This is a genomic window from Luteimonas flava, assembly GCF_036584485.1.
In the GTDB taxonomy this organism is placed as follows: domain Bacteria; phylum Pseudomonadota; class Gammaproteobacteria; order Xanthomonadales; family Xanthomonadaceae; genus Luteimonas; species Luteimonas flava.
In genome coordinates this window covers 196464-218060 of record NZ_JAZHBM010000003.1, presented here as the reverse complement: position 1 = coordinate 218060, position 21597 = coordinate 196464, and the positions used below count along the sequence as shown (strand labels likewise).

The 21597-nt window shown below is 70.0% G+C and carries 18 protein-coding genes; 6 read left to right on the top strand and 12 right to left on the bottom strand.

Annotation, left to right across the window (positions count from 1 at the left end; translation table 11 throughout):
• Positions 1 to 9 precede the first annotated feature (9 nt).
• On the bottom strand, positions 10 to 672 hold the full coding sequence (locus tag V3391_RS13445) for a LysE family translocator (protein WP_332078943.1): 663 nt from the start codon (positions 670 to 672) through the stop codon (positions 10 to 12).
• Positions 673 to 820: 148 nt separating this feature from the next.
• Here V3391_RS13445 and V3391_RS13440 point away from each other — a divergent pair, with 148 nt between their 5' ends.
• Entirely contained in the window at positions 821 to 1969 is a 1149-nt protein-coding gene (locus V3391_RS13440) for an aldo/keto reductase (protein WP_332078942.1), read from the top strand.
• Between the two features lie 21 nt (positions 1970 to 1990).
• On the opposite strand, the gene V3391_RS13435 is transcribed toward V3391_RS13440, so the two are convergent.
• The 5 genes from V3391_RS13435 to V3391_RS13415 all read right to left on the bottom strand — a co-directional run bounded on the left by V3391_RS13435 (position 1991) and on the right by V3391_RS13415 (position 4670).
• Positions 1991 to 2527, bottom strand: coding sequence for a nucleoside 2-deoxyribosyltransferase domain-containing protein (locus V3391_RS13435; RefSeq protein WP_332078941.1), 537 nt, complete (start codon positions 2525 to 2527; stop codon positions 1991 to 1993).
• 70 nt (positions 2528 to 2597) lie between these two features.
• Complete coding sequence (locus tag V3391_RS13430; RefSeq protein WP_332078940.1) at positions 2598 to 3722, bottom strand: alpha/beta hydrolase family protein; 1125 nt, start codon at positions 3720 to 3722, stop codon at positions 2598 to 2600.
• 53 nt (positions 3723 to 3775) lie between these two features.
• A complete protein-coding gene (locus tag V3391_RS13425; RefSeq protein ID WP_332078939.1) occupies positions 3776 to 4174 on the bottom strand; it encodes a VOC family protein in 399 nt (132 codons plus the stop codon).
• The gene (locus V3391_RS13420; protein WP_332078938.1) at positions 4171 to 4413 is read right to left on the bottom strand and encodes a DUF1653 domain-containing protein; all 243 of its coding nucleotides are present in this window, start codon (positions 4411 to 4413) and stop codon (positions 4171 to 4173) included. The genes V3391_RS13425 and V3391_RS13420 overlap by 4 nt, the downstream gene beginning before the upstream one ends.
• A gap of 26 nt (positions 4414 to 4439) precedes the next feature.
• Complete coding sequence (locus tag V3391_RS13415; protein ID WP_332078937.1) at positions 4440 to 4670, bottom strand: hypothetical protein; 231 nt, start codon at positions 4668 to 4670, stop codon at positions 4440 to 4442.
• Positions 4671 to 4753: 83 nt separating this feature from the next.
• On the opposite strand from V3391_RS13415, the gene V3391_RS13410 reads away from it, so the two are divergent.
• Positions 4754 to 6205 carry a DNA recombination protein RmuC gene (locus V3391_RS13410; RefSeq protein WP_332078936.1) on the top strand — a complete coding sequence of 484 codons (1452 nt, stop codon included), beginning with the start codon at positions 4754 to 4756 and terminating at the stop codon, positions 6203 to 6205.
• Between the two features lie 149 nt (positions 6206 to 6354).
• On the top strand, positions 6355 to 6900 hold the full coding sequence (locus tag V3391_RS13405) for a glutathione peroxidase (protein ID WP_332078935.1): 546 nt from the start codon (positions 6355 to 6357) through the stop codon (positions 6898 to 6900).
• Between the two features lie 405 nt (positions 6901 to 7305).
• Here V3391_RS13405 and V3391_RS13400 read toward each other — a convergent pair whose 3' ends face one another.
• From V3391_RS13400 to V3391_RS13375, 6 genes are all read right to left on the bottom strand, one after another.
• Positions 7306 to 8388 carry an MlaA family lipoprotein gene (locus V3391_RS13400; RefSeq protein WP_332078934.1) on the bottom strand — a complete coding sequence of 361 codons (1083 nt, stop codon included), beginning with the start codon at positions 8386 to 8388 and terminating at the stop codon, positions 7306 to 7308.
• Between the two features lie 38 nt (positions 8389 to 8426).
• Entirely contained in the window at positions 8427 to 8714 is a 288-nt protein-coding gene (locus V3391_RS13395; protein WP_232136394.1) for an STAS domain-containing protein, read from the bottom strand.
• Positions 8714 to 9376: an MlaC/ttg2D family ABC transporter substrate-binding protein gene (locus V3391_RS13390; RefSeq protein WP_332079681.1), complete on the bottom strand. Its 663-nt coding sequence runs from the start codon at positions 9374 to 9376 to the stop codon at positions 8714 to 8716. Before V3391_RS13390 ends, V3391_RS13395 begins: the two co-directional genes overlap by 1 nt.
• Before the next feature lie 5 nt (positions 9377 to 9381).
• Complete coding sequence (gene mlaD / locus V3391_RS13385; protein ID WP_332078933.1) at positions 9382 to 9936, bottom strand: outer membrane lipid asymmetry maintenance protein MlaD; 555 nt, start codon at positions 9934 to 9936, stop codon at positions 9382 to 9384.
• A 69-nt stretch (positions 9937 to 10005) separates the two neighbouring features.
• Positions 10006 to 10749, bottom strand: coding sequence for an MlaE family lipid ABC transporter permease subunit (locus V3391_RS13380; RefSeq protein ID WP_332078932.1), 744 nt, complete (start codon positions 10747 to 10749; stop codon positions 10006 to 10008).
• Complete coding sequence (locus V3391_RS13375; protein ID WP_332078931.1) at positions 10746 to 11543, bottom strand: ABC transporter ATP-binding protein; 798 nt, start codon at positions 11541 to 11543, stop codon at positions 10746 to 10748. The genes V3391_RS13380 and V3391_RS13375 overlap by 4 nt, the downstream gene beginning before the upstream one ends.
• Positions 11544 to 11827: 284 nt before the next feature.
• Between V3391_RS13375 and V3391_RS13370 the strand changes: the two genes are divergently transcribed.
• The 3 genes from V3391_RS13370 to V3391_RS13360 all read left to right on the top strand — a co-directional run bounded on the left by V3391_RS13370 (position 11828) and on the right by V3391_RS13360 (position 21524).
• On the top strand, positions 11828 to 14416 hold the full coding sequence (locus tag V3391_RS13370) for a hypothetical protein (protein ID WP_332078930.1): 2589 nt from the start codon (positions 11828 to 11830) through the stop codon (positions 14414 to 14416).
• A 98-nt stretch (positions 14417 to 14514) separates the two neighbouring features.
• On the top strand, positions 14515 to 17910 hold the full coding sequence (gene recC / locus V3391_RS13365; protein ID WP_332078929.1) for an exodeoxyribonuclease V subunit gamma: 3396 nt from the start codon (positions 14515 to 14517) through the stop codon (positions 17908 to 17910).
• Positions 17907 to 21524, top strand: a complete 3618-nt coding sequence (locus tag V3391_RS13360; RefSeq protein ID WP_332078928.1) for an exodeoxyribonuclease V subunit beta — start codon at positions 17907 to 17909, stop codon at positions 21522 to 21524. The genes recC and V3391_RS13360 overlap by 4 nt, the downstream gene beginning before the upstream one ends.
• Positions 21525 to 21597: the final 73 nt, after the last annotated feature.

Here is a 21597-nt window from a genome sequence, read left to right as displayed (position 1 = left end):
CGACGCCTTTCAGTTGAACGCGAGCCGCACGCCGAAACCGACCAGACACGCGCCGGCGATCCGCCGCAACCACGTGGTGATGCGCGGATCGCGGGCGACGCGTGCACGCAGCGCGTGTCCGGCGAGGATCAGCAGCGAGCAGTAGAGCAGCCCGAGCACGCAGATCAGCACCGACATCGTGGCGAACGTCGCGAGGCCGCGGTGCTGCGCCGGATCGATGAACAGCGGAAAGAACGCCATGTAGAACAGCACGGCCTTCGGATTGAGCAGCGTGATCAGCAGGCCCTGCCGGAACCAGTGACCGCTGCCCATCGAGACCATGCCCGCGCCGTCGCCGCGACTGCGCAGCAGCTGCACGCCGATCCACACCAGGTACGCAGCGCCGAGCCATTGCACGCCGCGGAACAGCATCGGATTGGCGGCGAGCAATGCGGCCACGCCGCCGGCGGCCAGCCACAACAGGATCTGGTCGCCGAGCGCCAGGCCGAAGAACGCCGCATAGCCGCCACGCACGCCACCGCGCGCGGTCGCGGTCAGCAACGCGAACGTGCCCGGCCCCGGAATCGCGAGGAACACGAGCACCGCGACCACGAAGGTCGGCAGATCGGAAATGCCCATCCAGCCCATGTCGTCACCACCGCGGATCGAGCGCGAATGATACGCAGGCGACACGCGCGATCGGCACCGCGCTGCGCGTTCCGATGCCGGTTCACGGCGTCTGGTCGGCGCGGCTGGCACCGTGTGCAGTCGCGGGCATCGACGCAGGGCGGCCAGACGGCCGGGAGGCGATGGTCGCAATTCCCTGCTGCCGGAGATCCCCATGCATTCACGTCGCACCTTCCTGTCCGCCGCCGCGCTCGGCGCCGCCACCCTCGCCGCCGCGCCGCTGATCGCCAGCGCGCAGACCACGCCCGGCGATGTGTTGCCGACGCAGGGCCGTCGCGGCACCCGTCCGTTGCCGACCAACCCCGCGGGCGGCCGCAAATACCGGCCGACCGCTCGCGTCGGTCTCGGCGGTGCGCCGCTCGGCAACAACTGGGCGGTGGTCACCGAAGACGACGCGCAGGCCACGCTGGAAGCGGCGTGGGATGGCGGCATGCGCCTGTTCGACACCTCGCCCTGGTACGGCCTGGGCCGCTCCGAGCGTCGCTTCGGCCATGTGCTGGGCCAGAAGCCGCGCGAGGAATACGTCATCTCCAGCAAAGTCGGCCGCCTGCTGACTGCGACCAAGGAGACGCCGAAGGTCAGCTGGAAAGAGCCGCCGCCGTTCGCGTATCGCTACGACTACAGCGCCGAAGGCACGCGCCGTTCGGTCGAGGACAGCCTGCAGCGTCTCGGCATCGATTCGCTCGACATCGTGCTCGTGCACGATCTGTCGCCCGACAACGGCGACATGGGCGCGCGCTGGCTCGAGTACTTCGAGCAGGCGCGCACCGGCGCGTTCCCGGAACTGACGAAGATGCGCGAGGAAGGCCTGATCAAGGCCTGGGGCATGGGCGTGAATACGCCGGACCCGGCGATGCGTGCGATCGAAGTCGCCGATCCGGACATCTTCCTGCTCGCCTGCCAGTACTCGCTGCTCGACCACACGCACGCGCTCGAACACACCTTCCCGAACCTCGCCACGCGCGGTATCTCGGTGATCGTCGGTTCGCCGCTGCTGGCCGGCTTCCTCGCCGGGCGCGACCGCTACCTCTACGGCTCGCAGCCGGTGCCGCCGGATGCACAGCAGAAGCGCGCGAAGGCCGAAGAGATCGTGCGCGCGCACGGCGTCGACCTGCGCACCGTGGCGCTGCAGTTCGCCAACGCACCGGAAGTGGTTTCGGCGATCGTGCCCGGCTCGCGCAATGCCGAACAGGTGGCCGCGAACATCGAATCGATGTCGGTCGCGATTCCGGCAGCGGTGTGGTCGGACCTGCGCGCCGCGAAGATCATCACCGCGAACGCGCCGGTGCCGGACGCGGTTTGAGACCGTCGAACGCGTCCGGCGCTACGGCGCCGGACGTGGCGCGTCGCGCGCACGCACCGCGTCGATCAGGGCCGGCAGGGTTTCGTAGCGCGGCACCGCGTAGCGCTCGGCGGTGATGTCGAGATTGCCCTTGCGGAAGTAGCCCGCCGGCGCGGCGAGCAGCAGCTTGCCCGAGCGGGCGTACAGGCCGAATTCCAGCAGCGTGATCGGGCTCTGCGTGCCGGGTGCGAAATACATCAGCACGAGATCGGCGCGCTCCAGCGCGTCGAGTTCCCATTCCACCTGACGGCGGAACTCGGGTTCGTCAGCCTCGGGTCGCCAGTCGGGATTCCAGTCGGCGCGGCGCGGGTTGAGCAGCACCACGTCGAGATCGGCGAGCGCGTCCTGCACCTGCTGTTGCCAGTCACCGGCGCGGCCCATTTCGATACTGCCGGCGAGGAACACCTTCGGACGCGCATCGTCCGCGATCGCGTCGGGCGAGGTGATCGTCGTGGCGGCGGACGCCGACAGCGGCGCAAGGGCGCACAGACACAGCGCAACGAACAGGCTTCGGGACATCACGGGCACGCGCAGTCAGGGACGCGCCATGATCGCAGACGCCCGCCGTCGTGTTCGTGTCACCGATTGCTCAACGTGGCGGCCGCGCGGTCAGCACATCGAAGGCTTCGTCGATCTGCTCGGGCGAAAAGCCGCAGTGGCCTTCGCCCGCCGGCGGCAGCACCGTCACCTTGTCGGCGTGCCCCGCCGTGGCCGCGAGCGCGGGGTAGACGCTCTGCCAACGTGGCGGAATCGTCGGATCGTCATGGTTGTAGCGCAGCACCACCGGCTTGCCGATGGCGCCGCGCAGCTCTGTGGTGTCGTCCAGATAGGCCATCGCCTGCGGGCTCGCGGTGTAGCGACGCACGCCGGCATTGAACGCAGCATCGTCGCCGAATCCGCTGTACACCGTGTCGCGATTGCCGACCGGCAGACCGCCCGCGCGCGCGATCATTTCGCGTTGCACCAGCACGTGCAGGCTGAGCGTGCCGGCGAGCGCATCGGGCGCGACTTCCAGCGCGCGCGCCAGCGTGGCGGCGGCGTCGGGATTGGCTGCGAGCGCAGTGCCGATCGCCGTCATCAACGCGACCTGGTCGGCGCGCGGATCATCGAGCGGGGGCGCCGCCGGATCGGACAGACTGCCACCCGGCAGGCCGGCATCGGGAAACAGGACATCGAATGCCACCAGCGAGCGCAGCGTCTCGGCGAATACCTGCGTTGCGGGCACGTTGACGCCGCACAGCGACAGCGCGCCGTCGTAGGCCGCACCGTGCTGCTCCAGGCTGGCGAGGGCGACCAGTCCGCCCATCGACATGCCGACCAGCCAGCTGCGCTTCGGCTCGTGGCGCGCGGCGACGTGGGCGCGCAGGCGCTCGCTGTCGGCGATCGCATCGGCAACCGCCCAGCCCTGCGAGGCGTACGCGCTCTCGGCGACCGCATAGCCGCGGGCGAGAAAGATCGCCGTCGCCGGATCGGCCGGCCAGGGCGTCTCGCGCGGTACGCCGCGCGACTCGTAGCCGTGCAGCAGCACGACGAGTTCCCCGTTCCAGTCGGCCGGAATCTCGAAGCGCCAAGGCGCGCCGGCGAGCGTGCCGGTCTCGACGACCGGTGCCGCGCGGGTGATCGGCTCCGGCGATTGTGCGGGTGTGCCCGCGCAGCCGGCGAACAGGGCGACGGCGACCGCGAGTGCGGCGCCGCGCAGCAGGTGATGTCGCATCGTCGGAACCTCCCCGGGCCTGCGGCGGAGCATCGCACGACGCCGGTGCGCGGTCAGCCGATGGCCGGCGGCGCCTCGCGCACCTCTTCCATCAGCCCGACGAGGTTGCCGTCGGGATCACGCAGGAAGCCGATCCACAGATCGTGGTCGGGAATCCGCGCGGCGAGTGCGGGTGTGCGTTCCGACACCGCGCCCTTCGCGATGCAGCCTTCGAAGACGCGCACGATGTCGTGCACGTGGAAGTACAGCACCGAATTGCGACCCGGCTCGCCCGCACCCTGCGGCGTGCTGAGCATCAGCCGCACGCCGCCCGCATCGAGGAACGCGAGCCCGGGCCCGGCGCGGAACAGGAAGTCGAGCGCCAGCACGTCGCGGTAGAAGCCGAGCGCGGTATCGACATCGGACACGGTCACGGCCACCTGGCGCAGCGCGATCGCAGGCACGGCGCTCATCGCACGCCCTCCGGCAGCGGCGCGAAGCGCGGCACGTCGGCGCCGTCCACATCGACGGTTTCGACGAACATCGCATGCGGCCGTACCCACAACGCGCCTTCGCCGTACAGCGGGCGGTAGACGACCACCGGTTCCAGGGTCTCGCTGTGCCGCGCCACGCCGATGACGTCGTAATCGCGGCCCTTGTAATGGCGGTAGCGGCCCGGCACGAGCGCGGGCAATACGGGCAGATCGGACATCGGCGTCTCCGGTGAAAGGTCGAGGATCAGCGGCGCGCGCGTGTCGACGCGAACAGGCCAGACACGTAGACGAGCAGCCCGATCGCCACCACGGCGCCGCCGACGATCCGGCCGAGATCGCGCGCGCCGGCGTCGGTGGCGAAGAGGTGGATCGCGACCAGTACGCCCGCGCCGATCAGCAGCAGGCAGCGGCCGAGCATCACCATCGGCCGGGTGAACCGCCGCTTCGCCTCGTCGATCGGCCGGTTGCGCTGCATCGTCGTCGCCTCGTGTTTCGATACCGGACGCGAGTTTCGCACGCAGGCGCAGCCGCTGAGACGCCGACCGCTAGAATCACCGGATGAATGCCACGCTCGTCCTGCTCGCCCTGATCCTGCTGCTGGTCGCCATCGCGACCGGCCTCCTCGTCGTTCTCGTGTTGCGCCGGCCCGGCCAAGGGAGCGACACGCTGGAGCGCGTGTTGCGCGAGGAACAGCGTGACGGCCGCGGCGAACTGCGCCAGCAGCTCGATGCCTCCGCGGCCTCGCAGGCGCAGCGCATCGACGCCTTCGGTGCGCAGCTGCAGGCCGTCGCCGCGCGCACCGACCAGCGTCTGGACGAGTTCACCCTGCGCACCGACGCACGGCTCGATGCGTTCACCCGCACCACCGACGAGCGCCTCGGCGTGCTGCGCGCCGCGCTGACCGAGGACGCGCGCAAGACGCGCACCGAAGGCGCCGAGCAGCAGCAGCGGTTTGCCGATGCGCTCGGCGCGCGCCTCAACGAGCTGACCCAGCGCAACGAACAGCGCATCGGCGAGATGCGCACGACGCTCGAGCAGCAGCTGCAGCGTCTGCAGGCCGACAACGCCAGCAAGCTCGACCAGATGCGCGCGACCGTCGACGAGAAGCTTCAGACCACGCTCAATACGCGCCTCGATGCCTCGTTCAAAATCGTGTCCGAGCGACTAGAGCAGGTGCAGCGCGGCCTCGGCGAAATGCAGCAGCTGGCGACCGGCGTCGGCGATCTCAAGCGCGTGCTGACCAACGTCAAGGACCGTGGCGGCTGGGGCGAAGTGCAGCTGGAGAACATCCTCGAGCAGACGCTGACGATGGAGCAGTACGCGCGCGGCGTGCGGGTGAAACCCGACAGCGCGGAAGCCGTGGATTTCGCGATCCGCCTGCCCGGCCGCGGCGACGACACGGTGGTGTGGCTGCCGGTCGATGCCAAGTTTCCGCGCGAGGATTACGAGCGCCTGATCGACGCCCAGGAGAAGGGCGATCTCGACGCGCTCAAGAGTTCCGCCGCGCAGCTCGAACGCGCGATCCGCGTGCAGGCGAAGTCGATCAGCGACAAGTACGTGTGCCCGCCGCATACGACGGATTTCGCGGTGATGTTCCTGCCGACCGAAGGCCTGTATGCCGAAGTGATCCGCCGCGCCGGACTCGTCGATCTGCTGCAACGCGAACATCGCGTCGTGCTCGCCGGCCCGACCACGTTCACCGCCCTGCTCAACAGTCTGCAGATGGGCTTCCGCACGCTGGCGATCGAGAAGCGTTCCAGCGAGGTCTGGCAGGTGCTGGGCGCGGTGAAGAGCGAGTTCGGCAAGTTCGCCGGCATTCTCGAAAAGGCCGAGAAGCAGATCACCACCGTCGGCAAGAGTCTCGGCGAGGCCAGCCGCAAGACGCGGACGATCGAGCGTCGCCTGCGCGGCGTGGAGTCGCTGCCGGGGCCGGATGCGCAGGCGCTGCTGGGCGAGGCGCTGGACGACGTCGCGGGCGACGAGGACGACGAGGGGTCGCAGGCGCCGTAAGCGCCCTGGCGCTAATTACGGCTTGATCGAGCTGGACGCGTGATGGGTTTCGCCGCGCTCGAGCCATCCTACGGTTGTGGCGGGCGGTGAGTCCGCGGAGACGCGTGGGCCGCTAACATCGGGCGTCTTCTCTCATCGAGCCCGCCGCCATGACCGCACCGCTGACCGACATCCCGCTCAAGACCATCGACGGCGACACCACTACGCTCGGTGCGCACGCCGGCAAGGTGCTGCTGGTGGTCAACGTCGCGTCCAAGTGCGGCCTGACGCCGCAGTACGCAGGTCTCGAAGCGCTGTACCGCGAGAAGCGCGATGCAGGTCTGGAAGTGCTGGGCTTTCCGGCCAACGATTTCGCCGGCCAGGAGCCGGGCAGTGACGCCGAGATCCAGCAGTTCTGCAGCCTGAGCTACGACGTCAGCTTCCCGCTGTTCTCGAAGATCGCGGTGACCGGCGAGTCGATCCATCCGCTCTACGTCGCGCTGACGACCGCGCAGCCCGAGGCGACCGGCGAAGGCCCGATGCGCGAGAAGCTGCGCGCCTTTGGCCCGCCGAATCCGGCGCCGGGCGTGCTGTGGAATTTCGAGAAGTTCCTGATCGACCGGCACGGGCACGTGGTCGGCCGGTTCGCACCGGACGTGAAGGCGGACGATCCGCGGCTGCGTGCGGCAGTCGAGGCGGCGCTGGCAGGAGCGTGATTGTTGCGGGTGTGGGTTCTGCGGTGACGGGTTCGGGTCGACGCCGCATCCTGCTTTGAATTTCCTGCGGGAAGCGCCCTCACCCCGACCCCTCTCCCGAAGGGAGAGGGGCTCGCGTCATGCACGACCGCGCGCTTCTGAGCCCCTCTCCTTTCGGGAGAGGGGTTGGGGTGAGGGCCGCTTTTCGCAGGCGTGCTCTTCGCAGCGACGCTCTCGAAATCGCCACGTCGCGCGCGCTCGGTTCCAACGAACTGCCCAGACGCGGGATGCACCCGCGCGTCACCAGATTTGCCGACAACGGGTGCTTCGCCCCCACCCAACCTCCCCCGCAATCGAGGGAGGGCTACAACAAAAAGCCCGCTTTCGCGGGGCTTTTTTCAGAACTTCAACGACCCACCCGATCCATCAGGGCGTCGGCGACAGCGGCACCATCGGCATCACGTCGACCGGCACGGTCGGCATCGCGTCGTCGTCGTAGAGGTAATCCGGCAGGCCGGCTTCCTCGTCGTCGCGGTTGGCGCGGCGCACGGATTCGATCTGGTAGGCGCGGCGCTGCATCCAGGCATCGCGGATCAACGCGTACTCGTCGGTGGCGCCCTCGCGCATGCTGTCGACGGCGAACAGGCGCGTACGCAGGTCGACGAGCTGCAGGCCCTGCAGGCCGTAGCGCCACGGATCGTCGCCGACCTGGCGCAGCGGCGACAGCGGCGCATCGCCGACCAGACCGAACCCGTCGCGCAGCGTGCGTGGCCCGAACAACGGCAGTTCGAGGTAGCGCGAACTGCGCCAGCCCCAGACGCCCATCGTCTGGCCGAAGTCGGCGCTCTGGTTCGGAATCTCCGCATCCGTCGCCGGATCGAAGATGCCGCCGATGCCCAGCGTGCTGTTGACCAGGAAACGGCCCAGCGACTGTCCGGCCGCCTTCGGGCGCCCCTGCAGCAGCGCATTGAGCGCGCTGACCGGCTGGCCGAGGTTGCTGAAGAAGTTGGTCACGCCCAGACGCACCGGACGCGGCACGACCTTGGCGTAGACCTTGGCCAGCGGCTTGGCGAACCCGCGGTCGATCGCGCTGTTGAACGCGAACACCTTGCGGTTGAGCGGCTCCCACGGATCGTAGCTGCGCGGCATCTGCGCGGCTTCCGGGAGGGTGGGATCGTAGATCGGGTCGTAGACCGGCTCGCCGTAGAGCGCGGCGTAATCGAGCTCGGCATCGGTCGGTGTGCCGTTCGCAGGCGCGGCATCGCCGGCCACGCGCGCGGCATCGTCGAAGGCTTCGATGACCACGCCGCTGTCGGGCGCGGCCGGCACGTCCGCGGCAGCGGCATCGGCGGCGGTGGGCACGTCGGCGATCGCCGGCGCGGGCGCACTGACGGTCTCGCCCACCGACGCGGGCGCCGGGTCCCGGGGCGCGCCGTTGCCGGCGCAGGCGGCGAGCGCTGCCGACGCGATCAGCGGCAGCAGGAAACGGAAGCGGACAAGGCTCGACATCGTCGGATTCCCGAGGGGGGCCGGGGTGGGCAGAAGGGTCACGCGGACACGTAGGCCAGCGTCGGCGTCAAACGGTAGGCGCGGCAGAGCTCGGCCAGGCCGGGCGGGGTGCCGTCGACGCGCAGAGCGCCATCGCCGGCGAGCTCGGCCAGCAGGGCGAGCCCGGCGCTGTCGAGCGTGGTGACGGCGGACAGGTCCAGTCGGGCGGCACCCGCGCGACCGGCCTGCGCCTGCGACCACAGCGCCGGCACCGATGCGGCCACGACGTCGCCGGCGAACGCCAGCGCATCGCCATCGCGTCGAACCGAAGCTGCGGCCGTGCCCATCACTCGGCGGTCGCCTGGATCTGGCCGCTGCGCAGATCGCGCGCGACTTCCTGGATCGACTTGCGCTGCAGCGGGGTGTCGAACTGCTCGCGGAAGGTGCGCACGAATGACACGCCTTCGACCATCACGTCGAACACCTTCCAGGTGCCGCCGCTCTGGCGCATCAGGTAGTCGACCGGAATCGGCTCGCCGCCGCTGCGCAGCAGTTCGCTCGACACGCGCACGCCCAGGCCACGCGGCAGCGGGGCTTCGGACTTGATGCGCACGCGCAGCTGGGTGTTGAAGTCCAGCAGCGAGGAGCCGTACTTGCGCATCAGGTTCTCGGCCAGCGCGTCGCCGAACGCCTTGACGTCGGCATCCGACGCACCGCGGCCGTGGCGACCCAGCACCTGCCGCGCCGCGTAGTCGCGGTCGAACATGGTGTTGAATTCGCTGTTGATGAAGGTCTGCAGCGCACCGCGGTCGCGGGTGAACTCGGCGCGGCGCGATTCCAGCGTCTTGAGCACGCGCTCGGTGTTGGCCAGCACCAGCTGGCTCGGCGAGCCGGCCTGCGCGGTGCTGGCGGCGGGCGCCGCGGCCGGACGGGCCTGCGCGAACGCGGCGGCGGGCAGCACCAGCGCGGCGGCGAGGGCGATCGGCAGGGCGCGACGGATCAGGGGCATACGGATCATGGAAGAACTCCTTCGTCACTGGGGGACGCGTCGGGCGACGCGGTGCCGGCTCCGGGCGCGGCTGGCGTGGCGGCGTCGGCACCTTCGCCGCCGCCACCGAACATGTACTTGCCGACCATCTGCATCAGATCCACCGCCGGCGACGTGAAGGCGATCTCCTCGCCCGGCTGCAGCACTTCGAGATCGCCACCGACCGACAGGCCGATGTAGCTCTCGCCGAGCAGGCCGCCGGTGAGGATCGCCGCCGAGGTGTCGGCCGGGATCTCGTTGAAACGGTCTTCGATCTTCATCGACACGATCGAGTCGAAACGCACCGGATCGAGGTCGATGCCGGTCACGCGACCGATGGTCACGCCGCCCACCTTGACCGGCGCGTTGGGACGCAGCTGGCCGAGATTGCTGAAGCGGGCGGTGAGGTCGTAGGTGCCGCCGCGGCTGAAACCGAACTGGCCGTTGGTCGAGGCGATCGCCAGCACCAGCAGCGACGCGAGCGCGAGCAGCAGGAATGCGCCGACGGCGAGTTCGAGACGGGGACCACGGGCGCTTGTCATGGGTGTCACCTTTGCAGCGGACCGCCGGGTGCGGCGGTGAAAGAAGGAATCCGGTTCAGGTCGCCGACATCAGCGGAACAGGAAGGCGGACATCACGAAATTGAACATCAGCACCAGCAGCGAGGCGTTGACCACCGCGCGCGTGGTCGCGACCGAGGTGCCCTCGATCGTCGGCTCGGCGTGGAATCCCACGTACGAGGCGACCAGCGCCGCGGTGCCGCCGAAGACAGCCGACTTCAGGAACGCCGTCAGGAAGTCCTGGCGGAAATCGACCGCGTCCTGCATCGACTGCCAGAACATGCCGTTGTCGATGCCCAGCACCTGCACCGCCTGGAACCAGCTCGCCGACAGCGCCAGGCTGCAGAAGAACGCGGTCAGCAGCGGCACGCAGATCACCGCGGCCCAGAAGCGCGGCGCGACGACCTTGGCCACCGGATCGATCGCCATCAGGCCCAGCGCGGTGATCTGGTCGGTGGCGCGCATCAGGCCCAGTTCGGCGGAGATCGAACTGCCGGCGCGGCCGACGAACAGCAGCGCGGTCAGCACCGGCGCGAGTTCGCGGTACAGGCCCAGCCCGATCAGCACGCTGACCTGGTTGCTGGCGCCGTAGGTTTCCAGCGCGCGGTAGCCGAGCAGCGTCAACGACAGGCCGACGAAGGCGCCGCCGACCGCGATGATCGGCAGGCTGCGGCCGCCGATCTTGTAGATCTCGCGGACCAGCTCGGAGAAGAAATCGGCGCTCGGCTTCGACGCGCGCAGCACCGACAGCGAGAACAGCCCGGCGCGGCCGAGCGAGCGGATCGCGGCGCTCATCGTGCAGCCTCCGTGCGGGCGAGATCGCCGCGGTCGAATGCGATGGGCCCGTCGGGCTCGCCGCGCAGGAACTGGCGCACCAGCGCGTCGTCGCTGGCCTCGAGTTCGGCCGGCGTGCCCTGGAACACGATGCGGCCGTTGGCGATCACGATCGCGTGGTCGGCGACGGGCAACGTCTCGTGTACGTGGTGGGTGACGATGATGCTGGTCAGCCCGAGCGAGGCATTGAGGCGGCCAATCAGACTCATGATCACGCCCGAGGCGATCGGGTCCAGCCCGGTCAGCGGCTCGTCGTAGATCATCAGCGGCGGATCCAGCGCCAGCGCGCGCGCCAGGGCGACGCGACGCGCCATGCCGCCCGACAGCTCGCGCGGATACAGATCGCCGGCGTTGCGCAGGCCCACGGCCTGCAGCTTCATCGCGACCAGACGCGCGATCACCGGCTTCGGCAATTTCGTGTGCAGACGCAGCGGCAGCGCGATGTTCTCACCCGCGGTCAGATCGGTCAGCAGGCCGTTGCCCTGCAGCAGCACGCCGATGCCCTTGCGCAGTTCCAGCAGCTCGCGCATGCGGGTCGGCACCGGCTCGCCGAAGACTTCGACACTGCCGGCCGCCGGCACCAGCTCGCCGGTCAACGCCGACAGCAGCGTCGACTTGCCACTGCCCGACGGCCCCAGCACCGCGGTCACGCTGCCACGCGGCACCGACAGGTCGATGCCCGACAGCACGCTGCGCCCGCCACGGTCGAGGCGGACATCGCGCAGCAGCACGGCAGGGGCGTTGGTGTCGGGCATTCGGCTCGTGGGCGTGGTGTCGGGGGACGATCGCGCAGAGAACGCGCGAAACCCGCAGAGGATGGCGTGAACAAACTGAATCTTAACCCAGTCGGTGTACTGACGAGTACAGAAATTGTCCCGGGAGCGGGGCGATGTGTCCCGAGGATCGAACCCGCCCGTCTGCCTGAAGCCCCGCCATCCGCGTGGTGCCGTCTAGGGCGCACCCCAGCTGTGGCTCCGCCCGGCCGGGCGTAGATATGGCGCGCTGCCGCCGCGACGTCCGCGGGGAGGATCCTGTTGCCATGAACATACCGGTCGAACCCACCCGCGATTACACCCCGCCTCCGCCGCCGCCTCCGACCCTGGACGTGCTGCGCCAGGCCGATCCCATGACGACCGGCCCGGCGATCGACGCGATGACGCCCGAGCAGCAGGCCACGCTGACCGACGACGTCGCGAACCTCGGCGTCGGCGAACGCACCGACCTGTTGAACGGACTGGCCGCGCAGCTCGACGCCGGCCAGCTGCAGCGCCTCGAACCGGTGTTCGGCGCCGATGCGGTGATGGCCGCGGTGCAGACCCGCAGCCCGGCCGCCGTGCGCGAGACCTACGAGCAGCAGGCCGGCGCCGGCCCCGCCGTCCCGACTGCCGAGCCCTCGGGCCGCACCCCGGACCAGCAGCGCGCCGACGCCGCCACCGATTACGCGGAGCGCGTCGAAGGCCAGGCGATCATGTCCCAGCACGCGCTGGGCGATCTGATGGTCGCCAATGCCGGTGACCCGGCCTATCTCGCCGAACTGGTGCGTCTGTCCAACGAAGACGGCGTGCTCGAACAGGTGGTCAGCCCGATGTACGGCGGCCTCTACGAGCGCGACGACAGCGGCTACGTGGTGACCAACGCCAACGCCTCCTTCGATGCCGACGCCCGCCGCGAGGCCTTCGCGCTGGCGATCGGCGCGGCGGTCGACCGCGGCGTGCTGTCGGAGACCGACGTGCGCGCCCTCGGCAACCAGCAGACCGGCTGGGCCGACGTGGCCGGCCGTGCCGGTATCGGCCAGGTCGGCGCCACGGACGCGACCCGCGCCACGGCCACAGATCTGGGCAATGTGCTGGACGCGCACACCGATGCCGCAGAGGACGTGGCCAAGCTCGATGCGGAACTCGGCGGATTGCTGGCCGAAACCGGCCCGATGACCCCGGCGCAGCAGGCCGCGTTCGTCGATGCGTTCCGCACCGATCCCGAAAACGCAGGCACCTACACACGGTTGACCGACGCGACTGCAGCGTTGACCGACTACGTCACGCAGAACACCGACGCCGTGCTCGACGCCGCCGTGCGCGATCCCGCGGTGGCGCAACAGGTCGCTGATGCGATGACCGGGCTGGCACAGGACGGCCGCGGAGAGGAAGTACTCGCGCTGCTGACCGAGATCAACGCCGGCGGGCCGACGTCCGCGCTGGCCGAGGCCTTTGCCGGATTCGAGAATCTCTCGGGCGCAGTGCTGGAGGATGCTTCCGCCGCCGCGATGACGCAGTTGCTCGAGCGCAACAACGGCGATGTCGCCGCCGCGACCGCACAGTTCGAAGCCTTGATGCTCGGTGTCGTCCAGGCGGTGCCGGCCTGGGGCGGGCGCACCGACCTGACACAGGGTCTGCAGTTCCTCGGCGCCGCCGGCCGCGGCGACGTCAGCGCGATGCAGATCTACCTGTCCGAATACGAAGGCAAATCGCCGCTGATGCGTGCGCTCGGTGCAGCCGGTGTCGTCGCCGGTGCAGTCGGCGCGGCCAATGCCGGTCGCAACGAGGACTACGTCAACATGATTGGCGGCATCGCCGCATCCGGCGAAAACGCCGCGCGAATGGTCGCCGGCACGATGGGGACGATGAGCGCGGTCGGCGACGCCGCGCAGGCGGCCGGGCGCTTCGCCGGTGCCGCCGGGTTCGCTGCGCGTCTCGCGCCAGGTCTCGGCCTGATCGCGAGTGGCGCCTCGCTTGCCAACAGTCTCGACCGCGCATTCGACGGCAATCCGGGGTACGCCGTTGCCGCATTCGGCGACGCGCTTGGTGTGCTCGGCGCGGCCGGAGAGATGACGCCGCTCGCGCCGCTCGGTTTCATCGCCTCAGGCGTCGGCGCGATCATTTCCGGCCTCGGTTCGTTCGCGGGCGAGATCATCAGCGGCAACCAGCGACGCGACGACATCGAGCGTTATCTCGTCGACGCGGGTGTGCCGGAATCCATCGCGCAGGAGATGGCGGCCAGCGGCAAGCAGTTGTTCGAAATGTCCGAAACCCTCGATCTCACGCCCGAGCAGGTGCAATCCCTGCTGATGGCCTATCCCGACATCGGCGGCGCACCGGGCCTGGCCGGCACATTCACCGACGTGGCCGCGGCCGCCGGCATCAGCGGCAGCGACGTGCAGGACTTCGCCGCCGCGCTCGCCGCCGACAATCCCAACTCCGCCTGGGACCTGATCGGCATCGCGTCCTACGTGCCGAGCAACCCGGGCGAAGCGGCGACGTTCTATCGCAATTACCTGGAAGGCAGCTATCCGGAGGCGACCACACTCGCCGAATCGCTGTCGCCCGATCTGTTCGGTGACACCGCCCAGCAGCGCGACCTGGCGCTGGCCGACTACAACCGCAGCGGCAGTTCGACGATGTGGGAAATGGAGATCGGCAACCTGCTGAAGAACAACGACGATCCGGCCTATCGCGCCGAGGTCCTGCGTCTGCTCGCCGAGGGCGGCGACCAGCGGCTGGAGATGTTCGCGCAGATGACCAGCGGTTATGGCGACACGTGGTCGGGCGCGGTGCGCGATTCGGTGGCCGATGCGGTCGAAGCCGGCACGCTGAGCCAGTCGCAGGCCGACATGGTGCTGGGCTACTTCTGATCGGCGCGCGTCCGGGGGCGTGAGCGCGGGCGACGTCCGATGACGTCGGCCCGCACGCGGTCTCACGCTGCGAGAGCCCGCTCCGGCATCATGGCCCGATGCCTGATGCCGCACCCGACTTCCGCCTCTACCACTCCAATGCGTTGGAGGTGTTGGCGGGCCTGATGGCGCACGCGCTGCGCACGCCGGCGCCCGGGCAGTCCTTGCTGGCGCCTGACGTCGTGCTGATTCCGCAGGTCGCGATGCGGCGCTGGCTGCAGGCCACGCTCGCTGCCGAGCACGGCGTCGCCGCGAATCTCGAGTTCGTGACGCCCGGCGAATTCGTCGGCAGGGCGCTGTCGGCCAATCTCGGTCCACCGACCGACGAACCCGACGCCGCCGCGTTGCGCTGGCATCTGTATGCCGCGCTCACCGATCCGGCGTTTCTCGCCCAACCCGCGCTCGCCGCCTTGCGTGCGCATGTCGACAGCGTCGACCCGCTGCGGCCATGGGCGCTGGCCGGCGAACTCGCCTCGGTGTTCGAGAAGTACCAGGCTTGGCGCCGCGATTGGCTGCTGCGCTGGGAAGCGGGCGCGGACGCCGACGATCCGCAGGCGATCCTGTGGCGACGCATCGCGCGCGGTCGCCAGCACCGCGCGCGGCGCATCCAGCAGTATCTCGACTGTTTCGAAAGCGCCGACGCGCCGTTGCCCGGCGGCCTGCCACCGCGGCTGTTCGCGTTCGCCACGCTCAACGTCTCGCCCGACGTGCTGCGGGTGTTGGCTACGCAGGCGCGCGTCGGCACGCTGCATTTCTACGTGCCTTCGCCCAGCCGCGATTACTGGGGCGATCTGCAGCGCGTGCGCGCCGGCGGCGCCGAGGCTGCGCGTACCGAGAATCCGTTGCTGCAGGCCTGGGGCCACGCCGGTCGCGATTTCATGGCGGTGCTCGGCAGTTACGAAGTCGTGCATCCCGATGTCGAACTGCGCAGCGATGCCGATCCCGCCGGGGGCGGCGGCGCGCTGCACGGCAGCCTGCTGCGGCGTCTGCAGTCGGATCTGTTCCAGCGGCTGCCGTCACCGCCGCTGGCGCCGACCGCAGACGATCCACGCACGCGCCTGCCCGCGCTGCGCCGCGACGATCCCAGCCTGCAGGTGCACGCCTGCCACACGCGCCTGCGCGAACTGCAGGTGCTGCACGACCAGCTGCGCGCCCTGTTCGAGGATCCGCGCTTCGATCCGCCGCTGCAGCCGCGCGACGTCGCGGTGCTGGCACCGGACATCGATCCCTACATCCCGTATCTCGATGCGGTGTTCGGCGGTCGCGGGCGCGAGGGGCAGGCCGCGCACGAGCACATTCCCTACGCGCTGGCCGATGCCAGCCCGCTCGCCGGCGAGCCGTTGGCCGACGTGTTCCTGCGTCTGCTCGCACTGCCGGTCGCGCGTTTCGGTCTGGAGGAAACGCTGGACCTGCTGGCCAGCCCGCCGCTGGCCGAATCCGCCGGGCTCGATGCCGGTGCGTTCGCACGGCTGCACGCCTGGCTCTTCGCGGCGGGTGCGCGCTGGGGCATCGACGCTGCGCATCGTGCGCGTCTCGATGCGCCGGCCGACGATGCCTACACCTGGGCGTTCGCGCTCGATCGTCTGCTGCTCGGCCATGCCAGCGGCAGCGATGCGCCGATCGCGACCGCATCCGGCCATCTGATCGCGCCGCTGCCGGAACTCGAAGGCAGCGCGCTCGACGCGCTCGACACGCTGATCCGTCTGCTGCGCGTGCTCGCACGTCATGCGCAGGACCTCGGCGATGCGATGCCGCCCGAAGCCTGGCGCGATCGCCTGCTGCGTCTGCTCGACGCGCTGTTGCCGAAACCGCCGTCGACGCCCGCCACCCAGCGCGCGCTCGATCGCCTGCGCAGCCTGATCGACGCGTTCGCCGCCGACGCCACGCGCGCCGGCTTCGATGCGCCGGTGCCGTCGGAGGCGGTTCGCGCGCATTTCGCCGCCGTGCTCGGCGAGGCCGACACGCGCGCGCCGCTGCTGACCGGCGGCGTGAGCATCGGTCGCATGGTGCCGATGCGTCTGCTGCCGTTCCGCGCGATCTGCCTGCTCGGCATGGACGATGGCGACTTTCCGCGTCGCGATGCCGCGGCGGGTCTGAATCGCCTGACCGCCGAACTCGGCACCGATCGCCGCCAGGTCGGCGACCGCAGCACGCGCGACGACGACCGCTTCCTGTTCCTGCAGCTGTTCGCCGCTGCGCAGGACGTGTTCTACGTCAGCTACCAGGGCGCCGACCCGCGCGACGGCAGCGTGCGCGAGCCATCGGTGTTGGTGACCGAACTGCTGGCCGCCGCCGATGCGCAACACGCGCCGGATGCACATGCGGCCGCCGGTCTCGTCGTGCATCACCCGCTGCAACCGTTCGCGCCCGCGGCATTCGGCGCCGGCGACGAGCCGCGTCGCTTCTCGTACCGCCAGCAGTGGTGGCAGGCCGCCTCGCAGCCCGTGCAGCGGCGCATCGCATTGCCGGCATGGTTCGACGGCACCGTGCTGCCGCCGATCGAGGACGACGACGCGTCGCTGTCGCTCGATGCGCTGCGCCGGTTCCTGCAGGCCCCGGCAGAGACCTTCCTGCGCCAGCGGCTCGGCATGCGGCTGGCCGACGTCGACACGCTCGAAGGCGATGTCGAGCCGTTGCTCGCGCCCGGCCGCGGTCTCGCCAAACAACAGCTGCAGCGTGCGGTGTTCGAGGCGCGTCTGCGCGGCGACAACGATGCGACCACGCAAGCGCTGCTGCGCGCGCGCGGATTGCTGCCGTCCGGACCGCTGGGGCGTCGCACGCTCGATGCGGTACGCCGCGAGGTCGACGGCTACGCCGAGGCGTTCCGCGACTGGCGTGGCGATGCGGTCCCCGATTCACCACGCATCGAGGTCGACATCGATGGTGTCCCCGTGCACGGGCGACTCGCCGACGTGTATCCGCATGGCATCGCGCGCATCCGATTCGACGCGCCGAACGGCAATTCCTCGATCCGCGATGGCCTCGACTGGCTGCTCGCCAGCGCAGCCGGACTCGACACACCGCTGGTGCAGTTCCACGATGGCGGCGATGCGGGTGCCGGTCCGCACACGCGCGCCACGCTCGCACCTCACGAGGCCCGCGCCCTGCTCGCGCACCTGATCGCGCTGCGCGCACAGGGCCTGCGCGCGCCGCTGCCGTTCGCGCCCTACAGCGGCTGGGAACTGTTCAACGCGCCGACGCTCGAACGCGGTCTCCAGAACGCGGCGAAGAAGTGGCACGGCAGCGACCGCAGCTGGGGCGAAGGCAATACCGAAGCCTTGCGGCTTGCGTTGCGCGGGCGCGATCCCTTCACCGACGCCGCCACGCAGGTCGCGTTCGTCGATCAGGCGCTGACGGTCTTCAACGCGGTCGTCTCGGGACGGGTGTACGGCGGCACCGATCCCGATGCGCTGCGCACGATCGCCGCGGAACTCGACGTGGAGGAATCGGAATGAGTGAATCCGATCCCTACCTGCTGCTGCCGCTCGACGGCGTGCGCGCCATCGAGGCGTCGGCCGGTACCGGCAAGACGTTCACGCTGGCGACGCTGGTCGTGCGCCTCGTCGTCGAAGGTGGCCTGCGCGTCGGCGAGATTCTCGCGGTGACCTTCACCGAAGCCGCCACGCAGGAACTGCGCAGCCGCATCCACACGCGGCTGAAGATGGCCGAGGCGCTGGTCGAGGCCGACATCGGCGACGACGCCTCGCCCGAGACCGCGCTGACCCACACCGTGCTCGCGCAGCATCTCGCGCGCGGCGAGGAAAGCGCCGATGCCTTGCGGCGCCGCCTGCGCACGGCGGCCGACGAGATCGATCTCGCGGCGATCTTCACCATCCACGGCTTCTGCGCGCGCGTGCTGCGCGAACACGCACTGGAAGCCGGGCAGGGTTTTGATGCGCCCGAGCTGATGGCCAGCGACACCGCCTTGCGCGAAGCGATCGCCGCCGATCTGTGGCGCTCGCACGGCGTCGAGCCCGATGCCGCCGACGATCTGCTGAGCCTGTGGTCGGGCGGCCCGCTCGCCCTCGCCGGCGATCTGTCGCCGCTGGTGCGCGAACGCGTGCTGCGGCCTGCACTCACTGAACTGCCCGACGATCCAGCGCCGCGTCTACGCGCTGCCGGCGCCGCGCTCGCGCATGCCTTCCATGCGCACGGCGACGATTTCCGCGCGTCGCTGATCGAAGCGGTCGACAGCAAGATCCTGCATGGCGCCAGCTACAAGGCCGACTGGATCACCGCGCTGTTCGCCGATCTGCGCACCTGGTGCGCGGCCGGCAATCACGATGCGCCGTTCCATCACGCCAAGCTGCCGCATCTGCATCGCGAGCGGCTGCTGGAAAAGACCAATAAGGCCGGCGCTGGACGCACGCCCGACTCGCCGATCTGCGATGCGATTCCCGCATATCTCGATGCGCTCGACGAAATCGCCGAATGGCAGGACGCGCGCCGCGTCGAGCTGCTGCATCGCCTGCGTGATGACGCGCGCGCCCGTGTCGATCGCTTCAAGCAGCAACAGCGCGTGCAGACCTACGACGATCTGATCGACCGCGTCGCCGATGCCGTCGACGGCCCGCAGGCCGATGCGCTGGTCGCGCAGTTGCGGGCGCAGTACCGGGTCGCGCTGGTCGACGAGTTCCAGGACACCGATCCGCGCCAGTGGCGCATCTTCGAACGCGTGTTCGGCGCCGCCAGTGGCGCGCCGGCGCTGTTCGTGATCGGCGATCCCAAGCAGGCGATCTATGGCTTCCGCGGCGGCGATGTCGAAACCTATCTCGCCGCGCAGGCTTCGGCCGAACTCGCGCCACCGCTCGCGCTGAACTTCCGTTCGCGCCCCGGTGTGCTGCGCGCGGTCGCGGCGCTGTACGCGCAGGCGGAAGGCTCGGGCCATCCGCCGTTTGTCGATGCCCGCATCCGGTTCCGCGAAGTCGAACCCGGCGGCATGCGTCGCGATGACGACTATCTGCGCGACGGCTTGCCCGCGCCTGCGCTGACCTTGTGGCAGGCGCCCGATCCGCCGCCCGACCACAAGGGCAAGGTCAAACCCTGGAGCGCCGGCCGTTCGCGCGAACTCGCGACGCAGGCCTGTGTGGCCGAAATCCATCGCGTGCTGTCCGATGCACGCGAAGGCCGCGCGTTGATCGAGGGCCGCCCGGTGCAGCCCGGCGACGTCGCGGTGCTGGTGCGCTCGCACAGTGAGGCCACGCGCATCCGCGCCGCGCTGGCGATGGTCGGCATTCCCGCGGTCGCCGCCGGAAAGCAGAGCCTGTTCGCGACCGTCGAAGCGCGCGACGTGCATGCGCTGCTGCTCGCACTGCTGCACGGCGCCGACGACGGCCGCCTGCGCATGGCGCTGTCGACGGTACTGGTCAGCGAGGACGCGACGCAGGTCGCCGCGCTCGACGAGGACGGGGACGCGCTGCGCAGCTGGCAGCTCGCCGCACTCGGCTGGCGCGACCGCCTGCAACGCGGCGGCCCGCTCGCGTTGATCACCGATCTCTGCGCCGCGCACGCCGGCCGCCTGCTCGGCCTGCTCGATGGCGAGCGTCGTCTGACGAACTATCTGCAACTCGCCGAACTGTTACAGGAAGCGCAGGCGCATGCGCTGGGCCTGCACGGTCTGGTCGACTGGCTGGCGCGCGCGATCGCGTCCGCCAGCAGCGACGACGACAGCCAGTTGCTGCGCCTCGAATCCGACGCGCGGCGGGTGCAGGTGGTCACGCTGCACAAGAGCAAGGGCCTCGAATATCCACTGGTGTTCCTGCCCTTCGCCGGCATCGGCGGCAAGCCGCGCGACGCCGGACGCCACGTCACCGTGGCCGACGACGACGGCCGCGCCCTGCACTGGAAACTGCTGCCGTCGCGCTCGGGCTGGAACGACGCGAAGCAGCGTTGGCAGGACGGCCAACGCGCCGAAGATGCGCGCCTGCTCTACGTCGGCCTGACCCGCGCGCGGCATGCGCTGTGGCTCGCGGGCGGCAAGTTCTACGGACACGACAAGGCCGCGATCGCGCACATGATCGACGCGCCGAACGCGCTGGCCGAAGCAATGGGCGATGCCATCCGAATCGACACGCAGACGCCGCCGACATCGCTGCCTTGGCTGCCGCCCGAATCCGAAGACGCCGTGCCGCCCGCGCGCGTCGCCACGCGCTCGCTGCTGAGCGACTGGTGGGTCTACAGCTTCACCCAGCTGGCGAATGCCGAATCCGGCGGCGACGCATCGAGCGCATCCACGCAGGCCGCGCCCGGTGGCCTGGACGAGCCGGCCGTCGATCCCGATGCCGCGCCGGACGCTGCGGTCGAGACCGATGTCTACGATCCGCGCTTCGCCGGCGCGCGCTTCGGCGTGGTGCTGCACGACGTGCTCGAACGCAGCGACTTCGCGCAATGGTCCGGCTGGACGCCCGATGCACCTGCACCGGAGGCCGATGCGGACGTCATCGTCGAGCGCCTGCGCGCCGCTGGTTACGCCGACGCCGATCTCGACGACGGCATCGCCGTACTGACCCCGCTCGTCGGCCAGACGCTGACCGTCACCCTGCCCGAAGGCGTGCGCCTCGCCGATGTGCCGTCCGACGCGCGTCGCCCGGAAATCGAATTCCAGTTCGCGCTCGCACCGACGCGCGTCGATGCCCTGCTTTCACTGCTCCATCGACACGGCGTGCTGTCGGCGCGCAGCGGCTTCGGCACGCGGCGTCAGCTCGAAGGCCTGATGACCGGCCTGATCGATCTGACCTACGTGCACGACCGCCGCTGGTACGTGCTCGACTACAAGACCAACCGTTTGCCCGGCTACGGCCCCGCGCAACTCGACGCCGCGATGGCGCACAGCGAATACGACCTGCAGGCGCTGATCTACACCGTCGCGCTGCATCGCTGGCTGCGGTTCCGGCTGGGCGACGGCTACGACTACGCGCGTGACTTCGGCGGCGTGCGCTACCTGTTCTGCCGCGGGCTGGATGCGACGCGCGACGACGCGCCGGGTGTGCAGGCGTGGCGGTTTGCGCCGGCGCTGGTGGATGCGTTGGATGAATTGTTCGCGGGGCGGGATGTGGGGGTGGTGCCGTGAGCGCCGGACGCGCAATCCATTTTGAACACGCTCAGGAGCAGCGCCCTCCCCGGCGCGCGGGGGAGGGTTGGGT